The organism is Burkholderiales bacterium, assembly GCA_015075645.1.
Lineage (GTDB): Bacteria > Pseudomonadota > Gammaproteobacteria > Burkholderiales > Casimicrobiaceae > VBCG01.
In genome coordinates, this window is sequence record JABTUF010000003.1 from 59,069 (window position 1) to 86,059 (window position 26,991).

The 26,991-nt window shown below is 71.7% G+C and carries 17 protein-coding genes; 13 read left to right on the top strand and 4 right to left on the bottom strand.

Annotated elements, in window-relative coordinates:
- Nucleotides 1–8 precede the first annotated feature (8 nt).
- From HS109_07220 to HS109_07270, 11 genes are all read left to right on the top strand, one after another.
- Nucleotides 9–1,172, top strand: a complete 1,164-nt coding sequence (locus HS109_07220; protein MBE7522160.1) for a DUF1688 family protein — start codon at nucleotides 9–11, stop codon at nucleotides 1,170–1,172.
- 14 nt (nucleotides 1,173–1,186) lie between these two features.
- Nucleotides 1,187–1,822 carry a uracil phosphoribosyltransferase gene (gene upp / locus HS109_07225; protein MBE7522161.1) on the top strand — a complete coding sequence of 212 codons (636 nt, stop codon included), beginning with the start codon at nucleotides 1,187–1,189 and terminating at the stop codon, nucleotides 1,820–1,822.
- A 29-nt stretch (nucleotides 1,823–1,851) separates the two neighbouring features.
- A complete protein-coding gene (locus HS109_07230) occupies nucleotides 1,852–3,129 on the top strand; it encodes an amidohydrolase family protein (protein MBE7522162.1) in 1,278 nt (425 codons plus the stop codon).
- A 122-nt stretch (nucleotides 3,130–3,251) separates the two neighbouring features.
- Nucleotides 3,252–4,208 (top strand): tripartite tricarboxylate transporter substrate binding protein, encoded by a 957-nt coding sequence (locus HS109_07235; protein ID MBE7522163.1) that lies wholly within the window; start codon nucleotides 3,252–3,254, stop codon nucleotides 4,206–4,208.
- A 70-nt stretch (nucleotides 4,209–4,278) separates the two neighbouring features.
- Entirely contained in the window at nucleotides 4,279–5,739 is a 1,461-nt protein-coding gene (locus HS109_07240; GenBank protein MBE7522164.1) for a long-chain fatty acid--CoA ligase, read from the top strand.
- Nucleotide 5,740: 1 nt separating this feature from the next.
- On the top strand, nucleotides 5,741–6,010 hold the full coding sequence (locus tag HS109_07245) for an acyl carrier protein (protein MBE7522165.1): 270 nt from the start codon (nucleotides 5,741–5,743) through the stop codon (nucleotides 6,008–6,010).
- Nucleotides 6,003–6,884, top strand: coding sequence for a hypothetical protein (locus HS109_07250; protein MBE7522166.1), 882 nt, complete (start codon nucleotides 6,003–6,005; stop codon nucleotides 6,882–6,884). The genes HS109_07245 and HS109_07250 overlap by 8 nt, the downstream gene beginning before the upstream one ends.
- A 91-nt stretch (nucleotides 6,885–6,975) precedes the next feature.
- Nucleotides 6,976–7,920, top strand: a complete 945-nt coding sequence (locus tag HS109_07255; protein MBE7522167.1) for a DnaJ domain-containing protein — start codon at nucleotides 6,976–6,978, stop codon at nucleotides 7,918–7,920.
- A 4-nt stretch (nucleotides 7,921–7,924) separates the two neighbouring features.
- Complete coding sequence (locus HS109_07260) at nucleotides 7,925–8,227, top strand: MerR family transcriptional regulator (protein ID MBE7522168.1); 303 nt, start codon at nucleotides 7,925–7,927, stop codon at nucleotides 8,225–8,227.
- The gene (locus HS109_07265) at nucleotides 8,224–10,569 is read left to right on the top strand and encodes a xanthine dehydrogenase family protein molybdopterin-binding subunit (protein ID MBE7522169.1); all 2,346 of its coding nucleotides are present in this window, start codon (nucleotides 8,224–8,226) and stop codon (nucleotides 10,567–10,569) included. Before HS109_07260 ends, HS109_07265 begins: the two co-directional genes overlap by 4 nt.
- 10 nt (nucleotides 10,570–10,579) lie before the next feature.
- Nucleotides 10,580–11,257 (top strand): hypothetical protein, encoded by a 678-nt coding sequence (locus tag HS109_07270; GenBank protein ID MBE7522170.1) that lies wholly within the window; start codon nucleotides 10,580–10,582, stop codon nucleotides 11,255–11,257.
- 45 nt (nucleotides 11,258–11,302) lie between these two features.
- On the opposite strand, the gene HS109_07275 is transcribed toward HS109_07270, so the two are convergent.
- The 3 genes from HS109_07275 to HS109_07285 all read right to left on the bottom strand — a co-directional run bounded on the left by HS109_07275 (nucleotide 11,303) and on the right by HS109_07285 (nucleotide 19,733).
- Nucleotides 11,303–11,527, bottom strand: a complete 225-nt coding sequence (locus HS109_07275) for a dodecin domain-containing protein (protein ID MBE7522171.1) — start codon at nucleotides 11,525–11,527, stop codon at nucleotides 11,303–11,305.
- Nucleotides 11,528–11,700: 173 nt separating this feature from the next.
- Nucleotides 11,701–13,869 carry a penicillin-binding protein 1C gene (gene pbpC / locus HS109_07280; GenBank protein MBE7522172.1) on the bottom strand — a complete coding sequence of 723 codons (2,169 nt, stop codon included), beginning with the start codon at nucleotides 13,867–13,869 and terminating at the stop codon, nucleotides 11,701–11,703.
- A 26-nt stretch (nucleotides 13,870–13,895) separates the two neighbouring features.
- Nucleotides 13,896–19,733, bottom strand: a complete 5,838-nt coding sequence (locus HS109_07285; protein ID MBE7522173.1) for an alpha-2-macroglobulin — start codon at nucleotides 19,731–19,733, stop codon at nucleotides 13,896–13,898.
- Nucleotides 19,734–20,118: 385 nt separating this feature from the next.
- Here HS109_07285 and HS109_07290 point away from each other — a divergent pair, with 385 nt between their 5' ends.
- Nucleotides 20,119–21,492, top strand: coding sequence for a tetratricopeptide repeat protein (locus HS109_07290; protein ID MBE7522174.1), 1,374 nt, complete (start codon nucleotides 20,119–20,121; stop codon nucleotides 21,490–21,492).
- A gap of 34 nt (nucleotides 21,493–21,526) precedes the next feature.
- Here the strand turns inward: HS109_07290 and rnk are convergent, their stop codons facing one another.
- Nucleotides 21,527–21,940, bottom strand: a complete 414-nt coding sequence (gene rnk, locus HS109_07295) for a nucleoside diphosphate kinase regulator (GenBank protein MBE7522175.1) — start codon at nucleotides 21,938–21,940, stop codon at nucleotides 21,527–21,529.
- A 368-nt stretch (nucleotides 21,941–22,308) separates the two neighbouring features.
- On the opposite strand from rnk, the gene HS109_07300 reads away from it, so the two are divergent.
- Entirely contained in the window at nucleotides 22,309–26,883 is a 4,575-nt protein-coding gene (locus tag HS109_07300) for an Ig-like domain-containing protein (GenBank protein ID MBE7522176.1), read from the top strand.
- Nucleotides 26,884–26,991 lie beyond the last annotated feature (108 nt).

The window sequence follows — 26,991 nt, forward strand, 5'->3', positions numbered from 1 at the left end:
GCGACGGGATGGGGGTCCTGCGCGATCCGGCCGTCATCCGCGAGCGTTGCCGGAACATCCTCGCTGCCGCCGACGCGGGACGCACGCGACACCTCGCGGTCGATCGCTCGAAGCTCGAAGCCTGCGCGACCCTCGTCGCCGAGGTGACGCGACGCCGCTATCCGTCGCTCGTCATTCCCTACCACAGCCGCTGGCGCCATTTCGAGGCGGGTGGCGTCGATCGCGCCGCCGTGCTCGACCGCGCGCTCGACGGCTGCAGCGCGATCGAGGCGGCGCTGGCGCGCATCGACCTCACGATCGCGAGCGTGCTCGTCGACGCCGGCGCGGGGGCGCGCTGGACCTGGGTCGAGCAGGAGACCGGCGGGCGCTACGCGCGTTCCGAGGGGCTCGGGGTCGCGAGCTTCCGCGCGTTCCTCGCGGGGACGTTCTCGGCAACGCCCGGCGATCCGGCACGCGCCGACGCCCGCGCCCTCGCGCGCATCGACGCGGCGACGCTCGCGCCGATCTTCCAGGCGAGCGAGGCGAATCCGCTCGTCGGACTGGACGGCCGGGCCGCGCTGCTGCGACGCCTGTCCACGGTCGACGCACGGCCGTCGCTGCCGTTCCTGCCGCTCATCGAGCGCGGCGGCGACGTTCCCGCCGCCTCGCTCCTCGCGGTGCTGCTCGAACGCTTCGGCACCATCTGGCCGAACGGCGCCTCGCTGGGCGGCGTGGCGCTCGGCGACACCTGGGCGCATCCGTCCGCCGGCGGCGAAGGCGTGTCGGAGGGCTACGTGCCGTTCCACAAGCTCTCGCAATGGCTCGCCTATTCGCTGTTCGAGCCGTTCGAGCGCGCCGCTCAGCGCATCGTCGGGCGCGACGTGCTGACCGCGCTGCCCGAGTACCGCAACGGCGGCCTGCTGCTCGACACGGGCGTTCTCGCGCTGCGCGACCCCGCCGATGCCCGTCGCCGCCACGCGGTCGGCAGCGAACTCGTGGTCGAATGGCGGGCGTTGACGGTCGCATTGGTCGACGAACTCGCGCCGCGCATCCGCGCGAAGCTCGGCCGCCCGGACCTGCCGCTGGCCTGCATTCTCGAAGGCGGCACCTGGGCCGCGGGCCGCGAGACCGCCGCGAGGCTGCGCGGCGGCGAACCGCCGCTCGCGATCGACAGCGACGGCACCGTCTTCTGACACTCGAGGTGACCATGACGAACGCCCACCCCCACGTCCTCGACCACCCGCTGATCCAGCACAAGCTGACGCTGCTCCGCAAGAAGGAGACGAGCACGACGTCGTTCCGGCGGCTCCTGACCGAGGTCGGCACGCTGATGGCCTACGAGGTCACGCGCGACATGCCGATGCACGACGTCGAGATCGAGACGCCGCTCGAGACGATGACCGGAAGGTTGATCGACGGCAAGAAGCTCGTGTTCGTGCCGATTCTCCGCGCCGGGATGGGACTCCTCGACGGGTTCCTGTCGGTGGTGCCGGGCGCGCGCGTCGGCCACATCGGCCTCTACCGCGACCCGAAGACCCTCGTCGCGGTCGAGTACTACTTCAAGATGCCCTCGGGCATGCGCGAACGCGACGCGATCGTGCTCGATCCGATGCTCGCCACCGGACACTCGGCGGTCGCGGCGGTCGAGCGCCTCAAGGAGGCGCGTCCCCGCTCGATCCGGTTCGTGTGCCTCGTTTCCTGTCCCGAGGGCATCGCGACCTTCCGGCAGGCGCATCCGGACGTCCCGATCTACACGGCCGCGATCGACCGTGAACTGAACGATCACGCGTACATCCTGCCCGGTCTCGGCGACGCGGGCGACCGCATCTTCGGCACCAAGTAGCCGTCGCGAATCGGGGCCTCATCGGCGCCATGGCTGACCTGCTCGTCCGAAACGCGACGCTGCCCGACGGCAGGACGGACGTCGACATCCTGTGCGACGGCGGGCGCATCGCCGACGTCGCGCCCCGGATCTCCGCCTCGGCGGATCGCACGGTCGACGCCGGCGGGATGCTCGTCTCGCCGCCCTTCGTCGACGCGCACTTCCACATGGACTCGACGCTGACCTACGGAATGCCGCGGGTCAACGCGAGCGGCACGCTGCTCGAGGGCATCGCGCTGTGGGGCGAGCTGAAACCGACGCTCACGCAGGACGCGATCGTCGGGCGTGCACTCGCCTACTGCGACTGGGCGGTCGGCAAGGGGCTGCTCGCGATCCGCTCGCACGTGGACACCTCGGACCCGCGCCTCCTCGCGGTCGAGGCGCTCCTCGACGTGCGCGAGCGCGTGAAGCCGTACCTCGACCTGCAGCTCGTCGCGTTTCCGCAGGACGGGCTGTTCCGCTCTCCGGGCGCGCTCGGAAACCTCGAGCGCGCGCTCGCGATGGGCGTCGACGTCGTCGGCGGCATCCCGCACTTCGAGCGCACGATGGCCGAGGGAACCGAGAGCGTGCGCGTGCTGTGCGAGATCGCCGCGAACCTCGGCAAGCGCGTCGACCTGCACTGCGACGAGACCGACGACCCGATGTCGCGCCACGTCGAGACGCTCGCGTACCACGCGCAGCGGCTGGGACTGCAGGGCCGGGTCGCCGGCTCGCACCTGACGTCGATGCACTCGATGGACAACTACTACGTGTCGAAGCTGATCCCGCTGATGCGCGAGGCGGGGGTCGCTGCGATCGCGAACCCGCTCATCAACATCACGATCCAGGGCCGGCACGACACCTACCCGAAGCGCCGCGGCATGACCCGCGTGCCGGAACTCCTCGCGGCCGGCGTGCCGGTCGCGTTCGGGCACGACTGCGTGATGGACCCGTGGTATCCGCTGGGCAGCGGCGACATGCTGGAGGTCGCCTCGATGGGGTTGCACGTCGCGCAGATGACCGGGCAGGACGCGATGCGCCGATGTTTCGCGGCCGTGACGACGACGCCTGCGTCGATCCTCGGTCTCGATGGCTACGGCATCGCGAAGGGCTGCCGCGCGGACCTCGTGCTGCTCGAAGCGCGCGATCCTGTCGAGGCGATCAGGTTGCGAGCGCCTCGACTCGCGGTCGTGCGCGCGGGCCGCATCGTCTCGACCGCCGCTTCGGCGCGCGCGGCCCTCGACCTCCCGGGCCGTCCGGCGACGACCGGCTTCCTGTCCGGGCGCTGACGAACCGGCCCGTCGCGCTCGCGCCATGACGAGCGCAGGCGCGGCGCTCTCGCGGATGGCTATACTTGCGCCTCTCGCCGACCCGCCGACAAAGGCGCGCGCCGGCACGACCGGGAGTCCCGATGACGGCTGGGAAGCGCGGGCCTTCGTCGCGTACGCGACGTCAGCTGGTGCTGGGGGCCGCCGCTGCGGCGGCGCTCGGCACGTCGGCCGCGCGGGCCCAGGCGAAGGGCGGCACGATCCGTCTCGTCGTCGGATTCGTGCCGGGCGGCGCCGCCGACCGGGTGGCGCGCGTCCTCGCGCCGGAACTCGCGCAGGCGACCGGTCGCGGCGCGATCGTCGAGAACGTTCCCGGAGCGAACAGCGCGCGCGCGATCGCACGCGTCGCCGCGAGCGAGCCGAACGGTGACGTGCTGCTGTTCGCGACGTCGGCGATCGCCCATCCGGACAACGCCGCGGCGATCGAGGCGCTCAGGCCGGTGATCGCGACGTCGACCTCGCCGATGGTGCTGATCGTGCGTTCGTCGCTGCCGGTGCACACCGCGGCCGAATTCGCGCACTACGCGAAGTCGCATCCGGGCATCACCTACGGATCCGCGGGCGTCGGCAACGCGACGCACCTGTGCGCGGAGGAGTTGATGGCGCGCCTCGGCGTCGAGGCGCTGCACGTCCCCTATCAGGGATCGGGCGCTGCCCTCAACGACCTGCTCGGCGGTCGCATCGACTTCCTGACGGCCGGCGCGTCGGCCTCTCTCACGCATCACGACCGCATTCGCGCGCTCGCGGTGACGACGGCGAAGCGCTCCACCCTGACCGACCTCGACCGATTGCCGACGATCGCCGAGACGATCGCCCCCGGTTTCGATTTCGGACTCTGGCAGGCGGTCTGGGCGCCCGCCGCAATGTCCGACCGCGATGTCGACGGCCTGAACGCGCTGTTCCGCACGCTGCTCACGCTGGCGCCGGTGCGTCAGGCGCTCTCCGATGTCGGCGCCGAGGTCCTCGCGAGTTCGCCGCAGGGCGCGCTCGGCCTGTACCGGACCGAACTCGAGCGCTACCGCAAGCGTTCATCCACCTGAACGACGTGCTTCCGATGATCGACGGCGCGCGCGATGGGCGGAGGGCTCCGTTTCGCGGCACGGTGAGGCGATGACGCCGCCGCGCGGTGACTTCCACGAACGGCTGCTTCGCCACGCGGCGTACACGCCCGACGCGCCCGCGCTCGTCCACGCCGGCGAAACGCTGACCTACGCGGCGCTCGCGGCCGAGGTGGACGCCCTGGCTCTCGCGCTCGCCGCCCGGGGGCTCGGCGCGGGCGCGTTCGTGGCGCTGACCGCGCGCCGCGAGATCGACCACGCGCTCGCGACGCTGGCGCTGATGGTCCTCGGACTGCCGCAGGTGGCGCTCGGATCGCGCGACCCGGGCGCGATGCGCGCACGGCTCGCATCGCGCGTCGGCGTCACGGCCGTGCTCGGCGATCGCCCGGAGGACGCCGTTCCGGGCGTGCGCTGGCTCGACCTCGAAGGCATCCTTCGCGCTGCGCGCGGCCGGTCGCATCGCGGGACGGCGTTGCCCCCGCCCTCCGGCGCGTCGACGCTGCATTTCACCGGTTCGGGCACGACCGGCGAACCCAAGATCGTGGCGTTCAGCGAACGGCAGCTCGCGATGCACGCCGAGACGCACGTCGGGTGCGATGGCCGGCGCGTGCTGCGGCCCGCGCACATCGAATACAACAACTCGCGTCGCCAGCGGCTGTACACGCTGTGGCGGGGATCGGCCTGTCTATTCGCCGACGAACACTGCCGCTCGCTGCGCGACCAGTGCGAGCGCGACCGGGCCGACTGGCTCGAACTCTCGCTCGTCCACGCATCCGACCTGGTCGCGACCTGCCGCGAGGAGGGTCCGCTCGCCGGCGAGGTGAACCTCCGGATCGGCGGCGCACGCGTTCCGCACGCGCTGCGGCGCGAACTGATCGCGGCCGCATCGCCGCACCTGTATGTCTCCTACGGAACGACCGAGACGTCGTTCGTCGCGGTCGCAGGTCCGTCGATGCACGATGCGGGCGAGTCGGTCGGCCCGCCGGCCGCGCACGCGACGGTCGAGGTCACGCGCGAGAACGGCGCGCCGGTCGCTGCGGGCGAGATCGGAGCGATTCGCATCAGGACCCCAGGCATGGCGAGCGCCTATGTCGGCGATCCGGAGGCCACGGCGCGCCATTTCCGCGACGGCTGGTTCCTCCCCGGCGATCTCGCCTCGCTCGACGAGCGTGGCATCCTCTCGATCCACGGGCGCATGGACGACATGATGATCCTGAACGGCATCAACATCTTCCCGGTCGAGATCGAGCGGGCGCTCGAGTCGCACCCCGCCGTCGCGTGTGCGGTGGCGTTCGCCGTCGCGTCGGACATCCACGGCCAGATACCCGCCGCCGCGGTCGAACTTCGGGGCGGCGGGGCGGTCTCGGCCGCGGAACTCGTCGCCTGGGCGAGGGCCCGGCTCGGAACGCGCGCGCCGCGCCGGATCGAGATCGTCGCCGCGCTGCCGCGCAATCCGCAGGGCAAGGTGCCGCGCCGCGAGGCCGCGAGACTGTTCCATGGGAGGATGTCCTGACATGGATGCGCGAATACTCCGCGAGGCCATGGCCGACGGCCTCGAGGCCGGCGGCGTCTCCTACCTCACGCACCAGGGTCGCCGCCGCGCGTTCGTGGCGGGCGAGCGCGACTTCACGATCGCCGAACTCGCGATGGACAGCCTCGCGCGGATGGAACTCTGCATCGCGATCGAGCTCTGCACCGGCGTGTCGATGCTGCCGGAGGAGATCGATCGCCATCCGTCGCTCGGAGCGATCGCCGGCGAGGTCGAAAGGCGCCTTCGTGCTTGACGCCTACGTCCACGAGATCCTGCGCTGCAGGACGGTCAACGAGATCAACAAGCTCCACATCCGGATGGAGGTCTCGCTGACGGCCGCGGACATCTGCTCGATCATCGACGGCGCGCGCTCGCGGCGTGCTCCGCTGCCTCCTGCGAGCCAGCACTGGGTAGACCGGATGGACACCCTGCTGCGCGGCGGCGGACGCCCGGTGCAGGGCTACGTGCGCGAATCCTGGAGCCGCGGCGTCAACTGGTACGCGGCGCCCGGCGACGCGGCGGCGCGCGCGCGGCGGCGCCTCGTGATCGGGTTCACCGCCGACACGCACCGGCTGCTGATGCCGATCTCGCTGTTCCTGCAGCATTGCCCCGCGGACCGCCTGGAGGTCCTCCTGCTGATGGACCTCCATCGCGCGTTCTTCCTCAAGGGCGTCGACAGCCTGGGCACGGACCTGCCCTCGACGATCGCGGCGATCTCTGCGCGTTTCCCGCCGGAGAAGCTCCGGCAGGCGGTGTGCATCGGCACGAGCGCTGGTGGGCTCGCAGCCGTGTGGACGGCGGTCGAACTCGGTGCCGCGCGCGCCGTCTCGGTGGGCGGCGTCACACCTCGACTCGTCCGCGAGCACGAGCGGATGCAGGGCATCGACGTCTCGGGCTTCGAGGATGCGGTCCGCCGCAACGCCGGACGCCTGCCCGAGGTGCTGCTGGTGTCGGGCGAAGGCTACGAACCCGACCAGGCCAAGGCGCGCGCGATGCAGGACCTCCTGCCGGCGACGCACATCATCGTGCCCGAGTGCGCACAGCACAACGCGCTGTTCGACGCATGGAACACCGGCCGGCTGCAGGGCCTGATGGATCGCTTCTTCGGCGATGTGCCGGGGTCCTGATCTCCGGCCGGCCGGCGCTAGCCACCCTCGTCCGGGCGGGCATCCGTCCGGAGCCGTTCTCCGACGGCCGCTCGCGCGCTATCCTTGAGGGATGCAGTTCCGCGACTACTACGAGACGCTCGGAGTCCCGCGCACCGCCACACTCGACGACATCAAGCGCGCCTACCGCAGGCTCGCGCGCCGGTACCATCCGGATGTCAGCAGCGAGAAGGAGGCCGAGACGAAGTTCAAGGAAGTCGGCGAGGCCTACGCGGTGCTGAAGGATCCCGAGAAGCGCGCCGCCTACGACCGCTTCGGCGCGAACTGGAAGAGCGGGCAGGAGTTCACGCCGCCGCCCGACTGGGACGCCGGCTACGAGTTCCGCGGTGGCGAAGCCCCGCGCGGCGAGCACGCCGACTACAGCGAATTCTTCGAGTCGCTGTTCGGACGGATGGGCGGGCGCGAGGCGCCGCGGCGAGGCGCGTCGCCCGGTCGCGGAGAAGACCATCACGCCAAGGTCGTCATCGATCTCGAGGACGCCTACCACGGCGCGCGGCGCTCGCTGTCGCTGCGGATGCCCGAGTTCGACGCGGAAGGCCGCGTGGCGATGCGCGAGCGCACGCTCGAGGTGTCGATCCCGAAGGGCATCCGCGCCGGCCAGCACCTGCGCCTCGCCGGGCAGGGCGGCCCGGGCTTTCGCGGCGGCCCGAACGGCGATCTCTTCCTCGAGATCGCGTTCGCGCCGCACGCGCGTTACCGGGTCGAGGGCGCCGACGTCTCGGTCGACGTGCCGCTCGCGCCCTGGGACGCGGAACTCGGCGGCAGCGTGCGCGTACCCACGCCTTCGGGCGAGGTCGACGTCGCGGTGCCTGCGCACTCGGGCGCCGGCCGCAGGCTCCGGCTGCGCGGACGCGGGATCCCCGGCGACCCGCCCGGGGACTTCTACGCGGAAGTGTCGATCGTGCTGCCGCGTGCCGACACCGAGGCGAAGAAGGACGCGTACCGCGCGATGGCGAAGGCGTTCGGCGCGGCCGCGCGCACCACGGATCGAGGATGAACCCATGAGCGACCGGCCCGCACCCGAATCCGCCGACGTCCACGTCGAGATCGACTACCGATTGACATTGGTGGAACTCTGCCGCGCCAGCGCGGCGCACGAGGACGAGGTGCGCGCCTGGATCGACGAGGGCGCGCTCGCGCCCGACGAGACGATCGCGGGCGAGTGGCGCTTCGCGGCGACCACGCTGCGGCGGGCGCGCACGGCAGCGCGCCTCGCGCACGATTTCGAGATCGACGCTCCGGCGGTCGCGCTGGTGCTCGGGTTGATGGACGAGATCGAGCGCCTGAAAGCGAGGCTGCGGTGAGCACCGCCGGCGGCTCCGCGGCGCGCTTCGGTAGCGGACGCGCGGTGAGGCGGGTCGAGGACGATGCCCTCCTCGCCGGGCGCGGCCTCTTCGCCGACGACGCCGCGCTCCCGGGCGCACTCGTCGTGCACTTCCTGCGCTCGCCGCACCCGCACGCGCGCATCGTGGCGATCGACACCAAGGCGGCGAGCGCGATGCCGGGTGTGGTCGCGGTGCTGACCGGCGCCGACCTGCTGCGCGCGGGCGTGCGCCCGCTCGTGCAGTCGGCCGACTTCCGGCGTGCGGACGGCTCGCCCACCGCGGCGCCGCCGCAGCATGCGCTCGCCTTCGGCGTCGTCCGGCACGTAGGCGAGTGCGTGGCGGCGATCGTCGCGGGGTCGCCGCATCAGGCCCGCGACGCCGCCGAGGCCCTCGACGTGCGCTACGAACCGCTGCCGTCGGTGGCCGACGTCGATGCCGCGGTGGCCCCGGGCGCCGCACTCGTGTGGGAAGACGCGGCCGGCAACGTGGCCTGCGAAGCGCGGCACGGCGATGCGGCGAAGGTCGCGGCGGCGTTCGCAGCGGCGGCGCACGTCGTCTCGCTCGACCTCGTCAACCAGCGCGTGATCCCCGCGCCGATCGAACCGCGCACGACGCTCGCGTCGGTCGACGCGACGGGGCGGCTCGAGATCCGCACGAGCTGCCAGACGCCCACCGGCTGGCGCGACGAACTCGCCGGGGTACTCGGACTCGCGCCCGACGCGATCCGCGTGCTCGTCGGCGACGTCGGCGGCGGCTTCGGCATGAAGACGACGCTCTATGCCGAGGATGTCGTGACCGCGCACTGCGCGCGCACGCTTCGCCGCGGCGTCCGCTGGTGCGCCGAGCGCATCGACGAATTCCTGGCCGCGTCGCACGGGCGCGACGTGAACACCCGGATCGAAGCGGCGCTCGACGCGACCGGGCGCATCCTCGCGCTTCGGGTGGACTCGCGCGCGAACCTCGGCGCGTACGCGACACCGGCGGGCGTGGTCATCCAGCTCCTGATCGGCCCGTGGGTGACGACCTCGATCTACGACATCGACACCATCGACGTCCGCGTACGGGCGGTGCTGACCCACACCACGCCGACCGGACCCTACCGCGGTGCCGGAAGGCCCGAGGCGATCTACTTCCTCGAACGGCTGATGGACGCCGTCGCGCGAGCGACCGGCATCGATCCGGTCGAACTGCGTCGGCGCAACATGCTGCGCCCGGAGCAGATGCCCTGGCGCAACCCGATGGCGAAGACCTACGACTCGGGGCAGTTCGCCAAGGTGATGGACGGCGCGCTCGCGCTGGCGGACTGGCGCGGGTTCGAGGCGCGCGCCGCGCGTTCGCGGCAGCAGGGCAGGTTGCGTGGTCGCGGCATCGCGACCTTCCTCGAGTGGACCGGCGCCGACGTGTTCACCGAACGGGTCACCGTCACGGTGAGCGCGGGCGAGGACGGGCAGGGCGAGATCGAGATGTTCTCGGCCACGCAGGGGATGGGGCAGGGGCTCCTGACCACCTACGCGCAGCTCGCCGTCGACGTGTTCGGCGTGCCGATCGAGCGCATCCGCATCGTGCAAGGCGACACCGACCGCGGCACCGGCTTCGGCAGCGCGGGATCGCGTTCGCTCTTCGTCGGGGGGTCGGCGATCCACGTCGCCGCGAACGAGACGGTCGACGAGGCGCGCAGGCTCGCGGCCGAGGCGTTGGAGGCGTCGCCGGGCGACATCGAGTACCGGCAGGGGGAGCTTCGCATCGGCGGCACCGACCGCAGCATCGGGCTCTTCGATCTCGCGCGAAGGCAGCCGGGGGGACGCATCGTCGTCGACAGCCGCAGTTCGGTCGACGACGCGACCTGGCCGAACGGCTGCCATATCTGCGAGGTGGAGCTCGACCCCGACACCGGCGCGGTGACGGTCGAGGGCTACTGGTCGGTCAACGACGTCGGCCGCGTGGTCAATCCGATGATCGTCGTCGGGCAACTCGAGGGCGGTGCGATGCAGGGCATCGGGCAGGCGCTGTGCGAGGCCTTCGTGCACGATCCGGCTTCCGGCCAGCCGCTCACCGCGACGTTCATGGACTACGCGCTGCCGCGCGCCTCGCTCGTGCGCCACTTCGCGATGACGATGGACGAGTCCACGCCCTGCCGCAACAACCTGCTGGGCGTGAAGGGCGTCGGCGAACTCGGCACGATCGGGGCGACGCCGACCGTGGCGAATGCCGTGATCGACGCGCTGGTGCGCGCCGGCGCGGGCGAGCGCGCCGAAGCGCTGCAGATGCCGTTCACGTCCGAGCGGGTCTGGCGCGTGCTCGCCGGTGCCGCGGCAGGCTGATCGACGGATCGTGCGCGTCTGGTTCGTCTCCTGCACGCGGGCGTCGCAGGCCGAGTTCGAGCGCGACGCGATGCTCGCGCGCTCGCTCGCGCGCATCGTGGAGTTCTCGCCGACCGTGATCGCGATCGCCTACGAGAACCGCGAGCCGCTCGGCCGCGCCTACAACCAGGCGATCGACCTGGCGGAGCCGGAGGACATCCTGGCGTTCGTCCACGACGACGTCTGGATCGACGACTGGTACATCGCCCACCGGCTCGAGGATGGGCTCGCGGCCTACGACGTCATCGGCGTCGCGGGCAACCGGGTGCGCGACCCGAAGCAGCAGTCATGGGCCGCGGCGGGCGCGACCGAAGCCGAGCATCACGCCAAGCTCTCCGGCGGCGTGTTCCACGGCACACGCGAGTCGTCGGTCCCGAGCCGGTTCGGCACCACGCCGGAGACCGTGACCCTGCTCGACGGCGTGTTCCTCGCCGCGCGCGCCGGCACGCTGCGCGACCGGGGCGTGCGCTTCGATCCGCGCTTCCGATTCCATTTCTACGACACCGACTTCTGCCGCAGCTGCGAAGCGTCCGGACTGCGGATGGGGACCTGGCCGATCGCGCTCACGCACGCGAGCTACGGCCAGGGGGGCGTCGGGCCGGAGTGGGACGAGGCGTACCGCCTCTACCTGGAGAAGTGGGGCCGGTGACACCGGCATGCATCACCGGCGACCGGCCGCCACCTCACCGTACCGCTAACCTTCGTACTTGAACGAGAGCTGGACGCGCGCGCGGTACGCGACGACCTTGCCGCCCTCGATCTTCATGTCGAGCTTCGTGACCTCGCCGATGCGCAGGTCGCGCAACGACTTGCTCGCCATCGCCACCGCGTGCTTCGCGGCGTCCTCCCACGACACGGTGCTGGTGCCGATCACCTCGGTCACCCGGTAGACGCCGTCGTTTCCGCTCTTCTTCGCCATGGTTCCTCCTCGGGATCGACGCGCGGCTCCCGGCGGGCGCCGCGCGGACACGACCATGATACGCAAGAGGGAGCTTCGCGTGCGTGGCGCGTACCGCGCGACGCGTTGCGCAGCGCAGCACGCCCATGGCCGTGGCCGGGAGTGCCGTGGGCGGCCGGGGCCGGCCGCCTCGCTCACATCGCGCCGCGGACCTCGATCGTCACGGACGAGGCCGCGCCGCCGGACCCGTCGGTGAGCGCGACCACGTGGCGGCCCGGCACCGGCGCCCACAGCACGCGGCCGCCCCGTTCACCGAGCGGCTCGCCGTCCACCGTCCACTCGAGCGAAGGGTGATCGCCGCTGGCAACGAACGCAACGCGCTGTCGCGCGGAGGGGATGTCGGGGTCGATCGCGATGATCGTGTCGGGCGCCGGATAGCGGATGCGCGGAGCGAGCGCGGCGGCGGGGTCCTCATCGTCGCGCGCAGCCGCGCGCACGGTTCGCATGGCCGTCCCGCGCAGGAACCACTCCGGCCGAGCGGTTTCGACGGGCGGATCGAACGTGACCTCGGTGCGCAGGAGCCCGGGCGGCGCGGCTGGTGGGGTCGAAGGCGTGTCGCGGTGCAGCCGGTGGACGAGGTCGCGCCAGATCGGCGCGGCGCCGGTCACGCCCGAGACATCGTGCATCGGCTCGCCGGAGAAGTTGCCGACCCACACGCCTACCGTGAAGCGCGAGGTGAAGCCGACGCACCAGTTGTCGCGCATGTCCTTGCTCGTCCCGGTCTTCACGGCGCTCCACACGCGCGTCGCGAGCGGATTCTCGAGTCCGAAGGTGACCGCGCGCGCGCCGCGGTCCGACAGGATGTCCGCCACGACGAAGGCGGCGGCGGCGCCGAAGACGCGCCGCGATCCGCTCGCATCGACACCGATCGGCCGGCGCATCGGTGCGCCGGGGCCCGCGGCGACGACGCGCGTGCGGCTCCAGGCGCCTCCGTTGGCGAGCGTGCGGTAGGCGTTGGCGAGCGCGAGGAGCGACACGTCGGCGCTCCCGAGGGCGAGCGCGGCGCCGTAGTGGTCGGCGGGCTCGGTCAGCGTGTCGAAGTCGAGCGCGCGAAGCGCGTCGTGGAAGCGGTCGAGGCCCACGAGTTCCAGCGTGCGGACGGCCGGAACATTGAGCGAACCCGCGAGCGCGGTGCGTACGCTCACGCTGCCCCGGAACGCGCGATCGTAGTTCTGCGGCGCATAGACGCCGCGCGCGGTGGGGATGGCGAGCGGGCTGTCGTCGACGAGCGAGGCCGCGGTGAGCCTGCGCTCGTCGAGCGCGAGCGCGTAGAGGAACGGCTTGAGCGTCGATCCCGCCTGGCGCGGCGCGAGGACGCCGTCGACGTTGCGCGCCTGCGAGCGTTCGCCGCTCGATCCGACCCACGCGAGGACCTCGCCGGTCGCGTTGTCGAGGACGACGATCGCGCCGTCGGAGACGCCGCGCTCCGCGAGTCCGGACAGGTGGTCGGCGAGCGTGGCGAGCGCGAAGGCCTGCAGGTCGGCATCGAGGGTGGTGGCGAGCCGCTCGCCTGGCGTGTGCAGCAGGCGGGCGGCGAGATGCGGTGCGAGGTCGCGATCGGGACGCGGGCGATAGCCGCCGGCGAGCGCGAAGGCGGCGGTGGCGCGGATCGCGTCGCAGTCGGCCGCGGCCGTCACCGCGCGCGCCACCGCGCAGGCGCGTTGCGCGACGAGCACGGGGCCGGACGACGGTCCGCGCAGGAGCGCGACCAGGATCGCCGACTCGCGCGCATCGAGTCCCGACGGCGCCTTCGCGAACAGGGCGCGCGACGCAGCGCCGATGCCGACGAGTTCACCACGGAACGGCGAGAGGTTGAAATACGCCTCGAGCACCTCGCGCTTCGACCACGTCCGTTCGAGCGCGAGCGCCGCCGCGGCCTGGTCCCACTTCTGGCCGAAGCTGCGTGCTTCGCCGGACCGGGCGCGCAGCGCCGGGTCGACGAGCCCGACCAGTTGCATCGTGATGGTCGATCCGCCGCGCGGGCGCCGCCCGTCGACGAGCCTCAACGCGCTGTCGTAGGCCGCGACGGCGAGACCGGACCAGTCGACGCCGCCGTGCTCGAAGAAGCGCTGGTCCTCGCCCGCGAGCGTCGCCGCCACCATCGCGGGCGACACGTCGTCGAGCGCGATCCAGTCGAGACGGCGCGCGCTGCGATCGACGCGTGCGTGCCCGAGTTCGGCGCCGCGGCGGTCGACGAGCACCGCGTCCGACGAGCGGAACGCGGCGCGGACCTCGGCGAACGAGGGCGACGCATGGTCGAACCCTGGACCGGCGGCCGGCGACGCAAGCGCGACGAGGAGCATCGCCGCGATGGCGACGCGCGCCGCGGTCACGGCCGCACGCTCCAGGAAGGGCTCGGCGACTCGCCGAACATCTCGGGCGCGTACATCGCCTCGACGCGCGTCGGCGGCAGCGCGAACTCGCCGGGGTTGTCGAGGCGCAGCGTGTACTCGATCGTGAAGCGGCCCTTCGGCACGTGGCGGAAGTACGCGCGGAAGGCGCCGGGCACGCGTTCTTCGAACGCGGGGAAGACGGTGCCGACGCGCCTCTCGCCCGCGGTCGCGAGGACCGACTCGCCGCCGAGGCCGCGGCCCAGCGCGGTCGCGCCGGCGGGCAGCGCGTCGCTCACGACGACCCACGCCATGTCCGACTGGGCTTCGACGTCGAGCGTGACACGCGCGAGATCGCCGCGCTGCCAGATCCCGCTCGCCTGCTGGCGCACCGGCGTGACGGTGCGCGTGATCCGGTAGCCGGACGACAACGGTTGGGTGAGCGGGATCGCGGCGACGCTGCGCACGGTGACCCATGGCGCACCGCGACCGTCCGACGAGAGCGCGAGGTCGGCCTTCGCGTCGGGCCACGCGAGGCGTTCCGCGAAGGCTTTCGCGCCGTCGTCGGGCTGCCAGCGGTGCGCGAAGGCGGCGGCACCGAGCGTCGCGGTCGTCGTGCCGGACGGCGGTGTCGTCTCGAACCGGGCGGAGAACTTCGCGAGCGCGAGCGTGCCCCAGGCGTTGGCGACCGTCGTGTTCCAGCGGCCGCGCTGCATCCGGCCGAGCGAGCCGCGAACGAGGCGCGGCATGTCCTCGCGCCACGCCGGAGCGTCGAGCATCGCCAGCACGAGCTTGTTGGCGTTCGCGTCCGCCGACACCATCAGCCACCACAGGGCGTCGGACTTCTCGGTCGAGAAGCCCATCGTCGTGCCCTGGAAGTTCAGGCGCGCGCGCAGGATCTCCTCGGCGGCGCGCATCCGCGCGTCGCGCTGCGGCAGCTTCGGCTGCCGTTTCAGGACGAGATACCAGTCGATGACCGCCGACGTGGGCCAGAGGTCCGGGTCGATCGCGATGGCGTCGAGCCAGCGGGGGTCGAGCGGCGAGGTACGGCGCGACAGCGCCTCGAGCGCGGCGACCTTGCGGATCGAGAGGTCCGCGGTCGGCAGCGCGGAGGCGCGCCGCGCGCGGCCCTCGACGAACGCGACGAGCGCGTCCTCCATGCGCAGGCGCTCGGATTCGGGGATCGCGTAGCCGGCCTCGTGCGCGACCGAGAGCAGGTAGGACGTGAGCACGTCGTCCCCTTCGCGCATCGTCGCGAAGTAGCGGACGAAGCCGTCGCGGTCGAGGTGGTCGGGCAGCGTGCGCATCAGGGCAGCCCAACGGTCGGGATCCTCGAGTCCGATCGCGACCGACGCGCGCTGCTCGAAGCAGGTGAACGGGTAGCGCGCGAGGTACTCGCGCACGCCGGGCAGCGACCCCGCGAGCTTCGCACGCATCTCGACGTCGATGCCGCCACGGCCGGGCAGCGCATCGGCGGGCCGGGCGACCGGCATCGTCGTCGGCGAGGCGAGTTGCAGCATCGTGGCCTGGAAGGTGCGTTCCGGTACCGCGGGCACGACGGTCTGCGCGATCCTGACCGCGTCGCGCGCACGCGCTGCGGCCGGTCCCGCACCGGTCTCCTCGGTGTCGAAATTCCATGCGATCGACGTCGCCCCGTCGGGCACGGCGATGTCCCAGCCGATCTCGCGCGCCTCGCCGGCGGCGAGCGCGAGCGTGCGCGGCTCGATCCCCGCGACCGCTTTCCCCGCGGCGGTCGCACGGGCCCGCACCGCGACGTCGAACGGGCGCGTCGAGGCGTTGCGCACGGTCGCGATCGCGCGGAAGCGGTCGCCGTCGCGCACGAGCGGCGGCAGGCCGGCGAGCAGCATCAGGTCCCGGGTCGAGCGTATCGACGCCTCGCCGGTGCCGAAGAGCCCCGCGCCCGACGAGGCGACCGCGACGATGCGAAAGCTCGTGAGCGAGTCGTTCAGCGGGATCTCGACCGCGGCGTTGCCCTGGGCATCGAGCGGGACGCGCGCCTGCCACAAGAGGAGCGTGTCGAACAGTTCGCGCGACGGAGACCGGCCGCCGCCGCCCCCGGGCGCGGCCGCCTTGCGTCCGAAGTGGCGCTTGCCGATCACCTGCATCTGCGCGGTGGCGGTCTCCACCTCGTCGCCGCGGCGCGTCATCATCGCGTCGAGGAGCTTCCACGACGTGTTGGGCAGCAGTTCGAGCAGTCCCTCGTCGACCGCGGCGAGCGCGACTTCGCTGCCTGCGGGCGGCGCGCTGCCGCCAGGACGCCGCACCGCGATCGACACCGGGACCTTGTCGCGCGTGCGGAACGTGTCCTTCGGCGGCACGACGCGCACCGCGAGTTCGTGCGCGGCCCAGCCGACCGCGATCTCGGCCAATCCCATCCGGAACGCCGGCTTGCCGAGATCGACCATCGCGGTGGGCGCGACCTCGCCGATGCGCCCGCGCACGAGCAGCGCCGAGACGAACACGTTCGGCGCGTAGCCGCCGCGCAGCGGAACCTCGAGCACCGGATTCGCGCGCTCGACGCGGGTCACGAACGCGTCGAGCACGCCTTCGCGCTCGAGGGTCACCAGCGCGGTCGCTTCGCGAAACGGCGTGCGCACCTGGAAGCGCGCGCGCGCGCCGGGTTCGTAGCGCTTCTGCTCCGGCAGGAGGTCGAGGCGGTCGTGGTCGGAGGCCGAGAGCCAGGCGTCGTCGTCGCCCGCCACCCAGGTTTCGGTGCGCGCGACCACCGCGCGTCCCGCCGCGTCGCTCGCGCGTGCGCGAAGGATCAGGTTGCCGGTGGCCGGGGGCGCGACCTCGCAGACCAGCATGCCGAGGCGGTCGGTGATGCCGTTGCACAGGTCGCCGACGCGCCGCGTGTCGTAGCCGTGCTCGTAGGCGTAGAAGCCGCCGATCTGCCGGCGGCGGTGCGAGAACGGCTCGCGCACGAACGCGTCGGTGCGCACGGCGACGCCGGCCACGGGCTTGCCCGCGGGGTCGAGCGCGAGGACGGTGAACTTCACGCGCTCCTTCGACGCCACCCAACTGTCCGGCTTCATGCCGAGGACCAGGCCCGCGGGCCACAGCGTCACGCGCGTCGACGAGGTGAGCGACTCGCCGTTGGGGTCGCGGTACTCGAGTTCGGCGACGAGTTCTTGCGGCGTGTCGGCGGTCGCGACGTCCTTCACGGTGGCGCGCGCGCCGCCGGCCGGGTCGAGTTTCAGCGGCAGCGTGGTCCCGCGGATCGTCGGCGCCGGCCGTCCGTCCTCGTCGACGAGTTCCGGGTCGGCGAAGGTGAACGCGCCCGCCTGCACGCGCGCGTCGCCCCAGGTCTCGCGTCCCTCGACGACGTCGCCGCCGGCGAACGCGAATCCGTCGTAGTCGGCGAACGACACGGTCTTGCGTTCGACCACGGTGCGCAGCGTCGCCGGGAGTCCGGCCGCGCCGCCGCCCGACAGGTAATTGACCTGCACGTCGAGGTTCACCTCGCGCGGTGCCAGGAGCGGCGTGCCGAGCGCCTGCATCCGGGCGCGCAAGAGCGGGACGCGGAAGGCCTCGACGCGGAAGCTCCCCGCCAGCCGCTGCTGCGATTCCTTCGAGCCGGGCGAGAGCGTGTCATTGACGAACACCTGGTAGGCGCCCGAGAACGCGTCCTTCGGCACCGCGAAGCTCGCGACGCCCGATGCCGCGGCGCCCTCCGACCAGCGCACGGGGACCGGATACTCCCGGTCCGAACCCTGGTGGCGGATCGTGAGCGTCGGCCCGAGGGCGCCCGGTGCGACGAACGCGAAGCCGTCGCCGGTCTGCCGGCGGACGAAGAGCTTCATCGACACCGTCTCGCCGGCGCGCACGAGCGTGCGGTCCATCACCGCGTGCGCGACGAACGGGCCGTCCCAGCGCCCGGTGGGCAGGTTGAAGCGCCACGGCGCGATGCCCTCGCCCCAGTCGGTGAACGCGAACGCCATGTCGTCGGCGGTGCGCGCGGTGACGACGTATTCGCGTCGATCGTCCTCACCCTCGCACGCGGGCAGGTCGTCGCGCGGCGGCAGTGCCGCGGGAATGCGCGCGATGCCCGACGCGTCGGTGCGCCCTTCCCAATGGACGTGGTTGCGGCAGTCGCGCACGGCCACGGTCGCGTTCGGCACGACGGTCGCGTCGGAGAGCCGCGTGACCCACACGAGCGAGGACTCGCGGCCGAACTTGACGTGCACCGAGAGGTCGGTGACGAGCGCCGCCGCGCGCACGTGGTAGGTCTCGTGGCTGCCGATGAGCGCCGCGCCGAGTTTCGGGCTCGCGAGTTCGACGACGTAGAACCCCGGTGCGGCGAGCGGGATGCCGACGACTTCGAAGGCGCGCGCGCCCGCGGGCTTCGGCACCTGGATGCGCGTCACCGCGTCGGCGCTGTTGAAGATCGTCGTCGCGTAGCCGTTGCGCCTGACCACCCAGGTGTCGGTCTTGGAATCGTGGTCGCGCTCGATCCGGTTCGCATGCGCGAGGCGCCGGAACCACGCGACGATCGTCGCCTCGTCGCCCGGTGCGATCCGCGCGACCTTGCCGGGGACCGGGGCGCGGTCCTTCGCGGTCGGGGCGACGGTGCGCACGACGCTCGTCGCGCCGGGAATCGAGGCCTCGACATTGCGCACCGTGACCGGGAGCATCGGCTTCGCCCCGCCCGGCAGCGAGCGTTCGAGGATGCCGAAGTCGGCCGCGAACTTCGCGAGCGGCGGCGCGTCATCGGTGCGCACCGCAAGGGGAAACGATCGCGCGTTCGCGAGCGGCCGGCCGGCGTCGTCCTTCAAGCCGTCGGGGAGTTCGACGCGGTAGCGCGCGCGCTCCGCGAGGCCCGGGCCGAACGTGACCGACGTGATGCCGCTGCCGTCGTCCTTCGGCAGTGTCGCCGGCATCGCCTTGCCGGCGGCGTCGACGAGCCGGATCTTCACCGCGTCGGCGCGGGCGATCGGCGCGGAGAACGCGAGCGTCATCGGCAGGATCGGGATGCACTGCGCGTCCTTGTTCACGCGATCGCAACTGAACGACGCGCGGAACGCGCTGCGCACCCGGAAGGCGAGCGAGCGCGTCCGCGAGGTGGCCACGCCGGTCGTGGCGGCGATGCCGCGGCCCCAGACGAGCTTCACCTCGGCGTCCGCGGGGAGCGTGCGCGCGCAGGCGAGGGTGACGAGCGGCGAGTCGGGCGCGTCGCGCAGTTTCAGGAACCGCTCGTGGTCGCTGCCGGACGCCGGCAGGCGGAACAGGAAGGCGCGCGCGCGCCCCGCCTCGCTGTCGACGAGGACCGCGCGCAGGTACGAGGCGGCGAACGACTTGCGGTGGTCGAGGATCGTCCTGCGTTCGTCGCCGGACACGAGGCGCACGCCGATCTCCTCGTTGACGCCGGTGGCGACGCAGCGGGCGTGCGCGAGGATCGTCTCCGGCTTCGCCGGTGCATCGAGCCCGAGGATGAACACCTGCCGCTCGTCGATCTTCGCGCCGTCCCAGGGGAGGCTTCGCACGATCGCCGGCCCGCCGGTGGTGAATGCGTAGCTCGCGCCGCCCGCGACCGGCGTGCCGTCCGCCGCCGCGAGGCCGGCCTTGAGCCTGAACGAGCAGCGCACGCCCGCGGGGAGATCGCGGTCGAAGTCGTAGACCCAGTTGCGCGGATCGGCCCAGCGTCCGACGCCCTTCTCGGTGCAGTCGACATCGAAGGGTTCAGGGAGGCGCGGATCGCCGAACGCGACCATCGGCTGCGCGAAGCGCGCGGTGGCCTGCCGCACGCCCTTGACCTCGCCTTGCGGCGTGAAGCGGTCCACCTGGGCGTGGAGCGCGGCGGAGGCGGCGAGCGCCATCCAGGCGACGGCGCGGGCGATCCGGAGGGGCGACATCGAAAGTCCTCGCGGGGACATCCCGCTCCCGCGCATTAGAACATCGCGGCGCACGGCAGGCATGGCGGACCGCGGGAAGATCATGGCGAACCGCGGGCGCATCGATTGGATCGCGGGTCCGGTTTCAGTCGGACGATTGTGGGTCCGGCTTCAAGCCGGACGAACTTCGCCTCGATCCGGCGAACCCCGTCAGACTGAAGTCTGACCCACCGGGATGCCCGGCGGCATCAGGCCTGACCGACCATGAGCGCGGACGCCGCCGACCGACTTCTGAGCCCGCCGGACGGTCACCCCCCTCGAGACCCGGTCGGCTACACTCCGACGACGACTGGGACGGATTGCGCGAACGGTGGTGCCCTGCCCCCACGAACCCGACGATCGCCCCGCGCTCGCTCGGCCCGGGGCGGCGATCGCGCGCTCGCTCATCGACAGCGAACTCGCGCGCGTCGCGGAGAGCCGAGTGTTCCGCACGTCGCGGCGCCACCAGCGCTTCCTGCGGCATCTCGTCGAACGGGCGGTCGACGGCAATCATGGCGCGTTGAAGGAGCCGGTACTCGCGCTCGAAGTATTCGACCGCACCATCGACGCCTTCGATCCCGGGCGCGACACGATCGTGCGCGTCGAGGCGCGGCGCTTGCGCCAGCGCCTCGAGCGGTTCTACGAGGACGAGGGCGAGGACGCGCTCATCGAGTTCCGGCTGCCGGTCGGGAGCTACGTTCCGACGCTGCACTGGCGCGTGTCCGCCGACGACGGCGAAACGCGCCAAGCCAGGGACCTGGTCGAGCGGGGTGAGCACTTCCTGCGCCAACCGCTGTCGCGCCCGACGCTCGAATCCGCGCTGGAACGCTTCGAAGCGGCGCTGCGCGAGTCGCCGCGCTACGCGCCCGCACTCGTGGGGCTGGGACGCGCCTGGTTCAATCTCGCTGCGGGCTGGTACCACGAGCCCGGCCCGGCCTCCGAGCACGCCTCCGAGGCGCTGCGCGCCGCGCTCGACGTCGATCCGTCGAATGCGGTGGCGCATGCACTGCTCGGCGCCATCCAGCATCAGTTCGAGTACGACTGGCCGGCCGCGCAGGAGAGCTTCGATCGTGCGATCGCGCTCGCCCCGCAGGCGCCGTTCGTGCACTCGGCGTTCGGCAGCCACCTGCTTGCCCGTGGCGACTTCGACGCTGCCGAGCGTGAGCTCTCGCTCGCACGGCGGCTCGATCCGCAATACGCGAACGCGCGCATGCACATGGTCAACCTGCGCATCGCGCAGGGGCGGTTCGATGACGCACAGGCCGAACTCGCGAGCATGCGCGACATCGCGCCGGACAGCGCACCGGTCGAGGGGCTCGCGGCGGTGATCGCGATGGTGCGCGGCGATGCCCGGGACGCGTTGAAGCACTACGAGCGCGCCTGTGCGTTGGCGCCGGACTATCCGAACTGCCACGCGAGCCTCGCCGCCGCGCAGGGGATGGCCGGCCGGGTGGCCGACGCCGACGCGACGATCGCGCGCATGCGCGCGCGTTTCGGCGAGCGCTGCGTCTCGCCCTACGTGCTGGCGATCGTCGCGCTGCGCTGCGGACGAACGGACGAAGCGTTCGCGCTGCTCGAGCTGGCCATCGACACGAAAGACCCGAACGTCATGATGCTGTCGAGCGACCCGAGCTTCGCACCGTTGCGCGACGATCGGCGTTGGGGACCGCTCCTCGCACTGCGCGTGCCGGGGGCGGGGAACTGACGCGACCGGACGCGCGACCGCTGCGTCGAACCGGTCAGCGGTGGTATACCCCGGCGCGCTCCGGCTGGTAGACGACTTCCTTGACCCGCACCTTGACGAGACCGCCGCCGGGGGCGGGCCACTCGATCTCGTCTCCCTGCGCCAGGCCCAGCAGTGCGCTGCCGACCGGGGAGAGGATCGAGATCGACTTCTCGCTCGTGTCCCGGTCCTTCGGATAGACGAGCGTCAGCTCGAACTCCTGCTGCGACGACGCGACGGTGAACCGCACCGTGGAGTTCATCGTCACCACCGTGGGCGGCACCTGCTGCGGCTCGACGACGGTCGCATTCGCGAGTTCGGCTTCGAGTTCGTCCCGTCCGAAGAACTCGATCTTCGGGACGGCCACCAATAGCTGGTCGAGGCGCTCGGCGTCGGTCGCGGACAGGATGATCTTCGGTCGTGCCTTCATGGTGCGCTCCATCGCGAGGTTCCCGACAGACTACACCGACCGGTCTGGAGGTCCGCGACAGCCGTAAACGAGAAGCGGGAAGGTCCTCGCGGGCGAACGCCGTGGCCGACCTTCCGCCGGACAGTTCCGGCGCAGCGGCTGCTTCGATGCCGCGCCCGACGCTCGAGGATTCGACTCGCGCGACCCGGTCCCGTCGCGGTCGGTTCGCGCCCGCCGGGAGAAGATGATCAGGCGTTGCTGTTGCGGTTGTCACCCTCGCGTCACCTGTTCGCGCCTCCCTCGGCCACATCGTATCGGGATAATCGACGCGTCCGTCGCCGCGGCGCTTGCCGACCGCAGCTCATTTCCCGGGTGATCGGAAAAACCCCGTGCCACGATCCCTCGTTCGACGCCTGCGGCTCCTCTGCGCCGGTGTGCTGATCGCCGCCCTCGCTGCGCCGTCCGATGCCGAGGATCTGGTCGCGCTGTCCGGGCACCTTCTGCCGGCCGGTGTCCGGGAAACGGTACTGCCGCATGACAAGGTCGCGACCGGTGACGAGCCGGTTTCGCTCACCGTCGTGCTTCGACGCGATCACCAGGACGAGTTCGAGGCGTACCTCCTCGCCCTGCGGGATCCCGCGTCGGCGAGCTATCGACGCCACATTTCGCCGATCGAAGTGTCGGATCGGTTCGGGCCAACTCCGGACAGCTACGAACACGTCAGGAGCTACTTCGAGCAGCGGGGGTTCGCGCTGTCGGAGGGTTCCGCGAATCGCCTGACCCTCACGTTCCGCGGGACGCGCGCCATGGCGGAGTCGGCCCTTTCCGTTTCGATCGCCGACTATCGAATTGGAGACAAGATCTTCCGCGCCAACGCGAACGAGCCAATGCTGCCTGCCGACCTCGCGTCGCGTGTGCAGGCGATCATCGGCTTGTCCGACCTTGCGCGGCCCCGTTCGAGCACCGTCGCATTGAAGAAGGCCTTCTGCGCGGTCATCAACGGGTTGTTCGCCGTCACCAACGGAGGAGCCAAGGTCGCCAATCAGCTGATGACGGATTACTTCTCGTGGTGCAACGACCTCAGGTGGCCCTGGGAACCGGGCGGGGGCGGACCGAAGCGGCGCGCCTCGGCCACCCCGCAGGGCGTCGAACTTTCGCCGTCGGGCCGCGGCGGGCAGACGGGAGCGACGGAGGCGCCGGCAAGGGCCGGTGATGCCGTCGAGAAGGTCGGCAACGACGACTGGCTCGCGCTGAGCGGTGCCGGACAGACGATCGGCCTGCTGTCGTTCGATAGCTACGATGCCTCGGATGTCGCGGATTTCTTCGCGCTCGCGGGACGTCCGGAACTCGCCGCCCAGGTGTCGCGCGTCGCCGTGAACGGCGGCGTCGCACCGGGCGTGGACCAGTCGGAGGTGCTGCTCGACATCGTCTCGGCGCTCGCGGTCGCACCCGGCGCGCAGGTCGTCGTCTACGATGCGCCGTTCACCGGTGGCGGAACGAGTTTCCAGACGTTGCTGAACGCGATGGTCAACGACGGTGTGACGATCATCAGCAACTCGTGGGCCTACTGCGAGGACCAGACCACGCTCGCCGATGTGCAGAGCATCGACTCGATCTTCGCGGCCGCCGCGGCGTCGGGCATCAGCGCATTCAACGCAACGGGCGATCGCGGCTCGACCTGCCTCGATGGATCCGCGAACGTCGTGCACGTCCCTGCGAGCTCACCGCATGCCACGGCGGTGGGTGGCTCGTCGGTCGAACTCGGCCTGGGCAGGCAGGTCGCGAGCGAGGCCTGGTGGGACGGAACCGCGGACCTCCAGCCGACGGGCCAGGGCGGCTACGGGTTGTCGGCGTTCTTCGAGCGGCCGGCGTACCAGGACGGCTGGACGGCGTCGTCGCGTCGATCGGTGCCGGACCTGGTCGCCAACGCCGATCCGAACCACGGACGCACGATCTGCCAGGCGAACGACGGCGGCTGCCCGAACGGCAAGTTCTACGGCGGAACCAGCATGGCCGCACCGACCTGGGCCGGCTTCGCGGCGATCCTCAACGAGGGACTGGGCACGAACCTCGGTGCGTTCAACACCGCGGTGTATCCGCACGGTCCGAGCGCCTTTCGCGCTGCGGCGGCGCTCGGTTCGGATTTCGCGCATGTCGGACTCGGAGGCGTTCGCCTCAATTCGCTGCTGCTGGCCCTGAAGGGCGCGTCGCTCGGCGCGGCCGACGCGGCTCGATCCACGGTCGAACATCGTTCGTCGGTCGACAACGGTCTCGAACATCCGCCGCATCCGGAGGTTCCCGCCGACGGAATCGCGCAAGCCGTGATCGTCGTTCAGGTGCGCGACGCGAACGGCAACCCGATCGGCGGCAAGACCGTGTCGCTCGCAGCCGGCGCCGGCAGTTCGGCGATCGTGACTCCGGCATCGGTGGCGACCACGGCGACCGGAACCGCAGCGGTGTTCACCGTGACCGACCTCGTGACCGAGGTCGTCACGCTCACCGCCACCGACCTCACCGATTCGCTCGTGCTGACCACGACCGTGGAGGTCGTCTTCGGCGTGCCGCCGGCCGCCGCCGCGTCGATCTCGGCGGCGCCGAACTCCGTATTGAACGATGGCATGGCGACGACGACGATCACGGTGCTGCTGCAGGATTCGCTCGGTCGGCCGACGCCGGGCAAGCTGATCGCCCTGGCCCAGGGCAGCGGTCATTCGATCATCAGCGGACCGAGCCCGAGTGTTACCGACGCCGCCGGCAAGGTCGAGTTCACCGCGACCAACACGCATGCCGAAACCGTCTCCTACAGCGCGGTCGACGTCACCGACGGCGACGTCCCGGTTCCCGGAACCGCGGACGTCCAGTTCACCGGCCAGCCCACGTCGACCTGCGCGACGAGCGTGCCGACAGCGGCACCGGGCTATGCGATCACCTCATGGTCGAACGGCTACGCGGCATCGGCGTTCACCTATTCCGGCATCTCGTTCGGCTGCGCCGGCGCATCCAATCCGGTCTTCGACGGGGAAGGGAGCGCCTACGTCGCGTCGTTCCCCGACGGCAAGCTGTTCCGCCTGTCCGCGAGCGGCGGCGCCGCGACCTCGGGCAACCTGCTCGCGACCCACGGTCCGACGCTGGCGCAGCCGGTGTTCGGGAAGGACGGCAGGCTCTATGCGGCGCGCTCGGCGACCGGCGGCGGGCTCTTTTCCGGCGCGATCGTGGAGATCGACCCGGACAGCGGAGCGATCCTGCGCACGGTCGTCTCGCCGGCGACTTGCCCGCAAGGCCTCGCGATCGATCCGCTGTCGGGCGATCTGTTCTACGACGACACGTGCTTCGGCGGCGGCACCAACGACGCGCGCGTCTTTCGGGTCTCCGACCCCGCGACCACCGCATCGGTGAGCACCTACGCGACGTTGCCGGGATCGCCCTCCGGATGGCTCGCGTTCGCGCCCGATGGAACGCTGTTCGTGCAGTCCAACTACCTGGATCCGGCGCCGAAGGTCCAGCGGATTGCCGGCACGGACCAGCCGCAGCCGGCGACGGTCACCGAGATCGGCGGGCTCACCTCGATCTACTGGCTTTCGATAGGCGAAGTCCACCCGTCGGGTGCTGCGAAGTCGCTGATCGTGCTGGGACCCACCGGCCTGCGGCTCGCGGACATCACGAGCGACCCCCCGACGTTCACCGACCTCACGCAGGGGGGCTCGCCGTCCGGAGTCGTCGGACCGGATGGATGCCTCTACTTCAGCGGTCTGGAAACGATTCTCCGCCTGTCGAAAGACGACGGCGAATGCGGTTTCGACGCGGCGAATGCAGTGCCGTCGCTCGAACTCGCGCCCGGTGTGGTGACGCCGGACCCGGCGCAGGGAACGTCGGTGACGTTCACCGCGACGTTCAGGAACATCGTGGTGCCGGCGGGCACGCCGGTGCATGTCGGGGTCGAAGGCGCCAACGCGCAGATCCGCTCGGCGACGACCGATGCCGCAGGCGTCGCGACCTTCGATCTCGTCGGTGCGCACACCGGAGACGACCGGATCATCGTGACGGCCAGCGTCGGCGACGCGAGCTACAAGTCCGGCACGACACGCATTCGCTGGACCGCGGCTCGCCACGCCACCTTCCTCACGATCGCGTCGTCGCCGGGCGGTGGCTCGCTCGGCGCGACCGCGACGCTGAAAGCCGCGCTGTTCGATGTCTCGGTCGACCCGTACGCGCCGATCGCCGGCCAGCCGGTGCACTTCTCGCTCGGTGCGCTCCCCTGCGACGGCGTCACCGATGTCGATGGCGTCGCGTCGTGTGACGTGGCGCCGGCGATCGCAGGCCCGATCGCATTGTCCGCCCGCTACGACGGCGACGCGGGTTTTCTGCCATCGGCCGCGGCCGACGTGTTCTTCGCGCTCGTCCCGCCCGATCCTGCTTGCTTCAGCGGACCTCTGCCGTCGGGTGGCATGGCGACCGCATGCCTGTCCAGCCCGCAGGCGGGCTGCCGGTTCGAGAGCGCGGCGTTCGTGTCGGCGGGAACCGTGGGCGCCCCGCCACCCCCGGGCATCACGCTGCCTTTCGGGCTGTTCCAGTTCAGCGCTTCCGGATGCGGCGCGGTGCTCACCCTCGTCATCGACTATCCGTCGCCGATCCCGCCGGGCGTGGCGTACTGGAAGTTCGGCCCGACGGCCGACCAACCGTCTCCCCACTGGTACGCGCTGGCCGTAACCGTGAACGGCAACCGCGCCAGTGTCGCGTTCGTCGACGGCGGCACCGGCGACTCGGACCTCGAGTCGAACGGGACGATCGTCGACCCCGGCGGCATCGGAATCCAGGCCGCGTCCGCGCGTCCCGTCCCCGCGACCCATCCGCTCGCCCTGCTGATGCTTGCGATGCTGCTCATGATCGCTGCGGGAAGACGAGGGCGGCGGCCGGCCTGTGGAGGCGGCGAGCACGGCCCGCCGCCGGGTCGGCGCCCTTCGTGACCGGTCGACGTGCCCGCCTGTTGGTCGCGGTCGCGCGCGTGTTCGTTGGCTCGGGAACGGACCGCGTGCCTCGGCAGTGCGGCGGTGAGACGACTCGAATCGGCGTGA

Coding starts and splice junctions, on each gene's coding strand:
- rnk (MBE7522175.1), bottom strand. CDS start 21,940: ATGAAGGCACGACCGAAGATCATCCTGTCCGCGACCGACGCCGAGCGC.
- upp (MBE7522161.1), top strand. CDS start 1,187: ATGACGAACGCCCACCCCCACGTCCTCGACCACCCGCTGATCCAGCAC.
- HS109_07275 (MBE7522171.1), bottom strand. CDS start 11,527: ATGGCGAAGAAGAGCGGAAACGACGGCGTCTACCGGGTGACCGAGGTG.
- HS109_07235 (MBE7522163.1), top strand. CDS start 3,252: ATGACGGCTGGGAAGCGCGGGCCTTCGTCGCGTACGCGACGTCAGCTG.
- HS109_07255 (MBE7522167.1), top strand. CDS start 6,976: ATGCAGTTCCGCGACTACTACGAGACGCTCGGAGTCCCGCGCACCGCC.
- HS109_07240 (MBE7522164.1), top strand. CDS start 4,279: ATGACGCCGCCGCGCGGTGACTTCCACGAACGGCTGCTTCGCCACGCG.
- HS109_07220 (MBE7522160.1), top strand. CDS start 9: ATGGGGGTCCTGCGCGATCCGGCCGTCATCCGCGAGCGTTGCCGGAAC.
- pbpC (MBE7522172.1), bottom strand. CDS start 13,869: ATGCTCCTCGTCGCGCTTGCGTCGCCGGCCGCCGGTCCAGGGTTCGAC.
- HS109_07285 (MBE7522173.1), bottom strand. CDS start 19,733: ATGGCGCTCGCCGCCTCCGCCGCGCTCCACGCCCAGGTGGACCGCTTC.
- HS109_07260 (MBE7522168.1), top strand. CDS start 7,925: ATGAGCGACCGGCCCGCACCCGAATCCGCCGACGTCCACGTCGAGATC.
- HS109_07230 (MBE7522162.1), top strand. CDS start 1,852: ATGGCTGACCTGCTCGTCCGAAACGCGACGCTGCCCGACGGCAGGACG.
- HS109_07245 (MBE7522165.1), top strand. CDS start 5,741: ATGGATGCGCGAATACTCCGCGAGGCCATGGCCGACGGCCTCGAGGCC.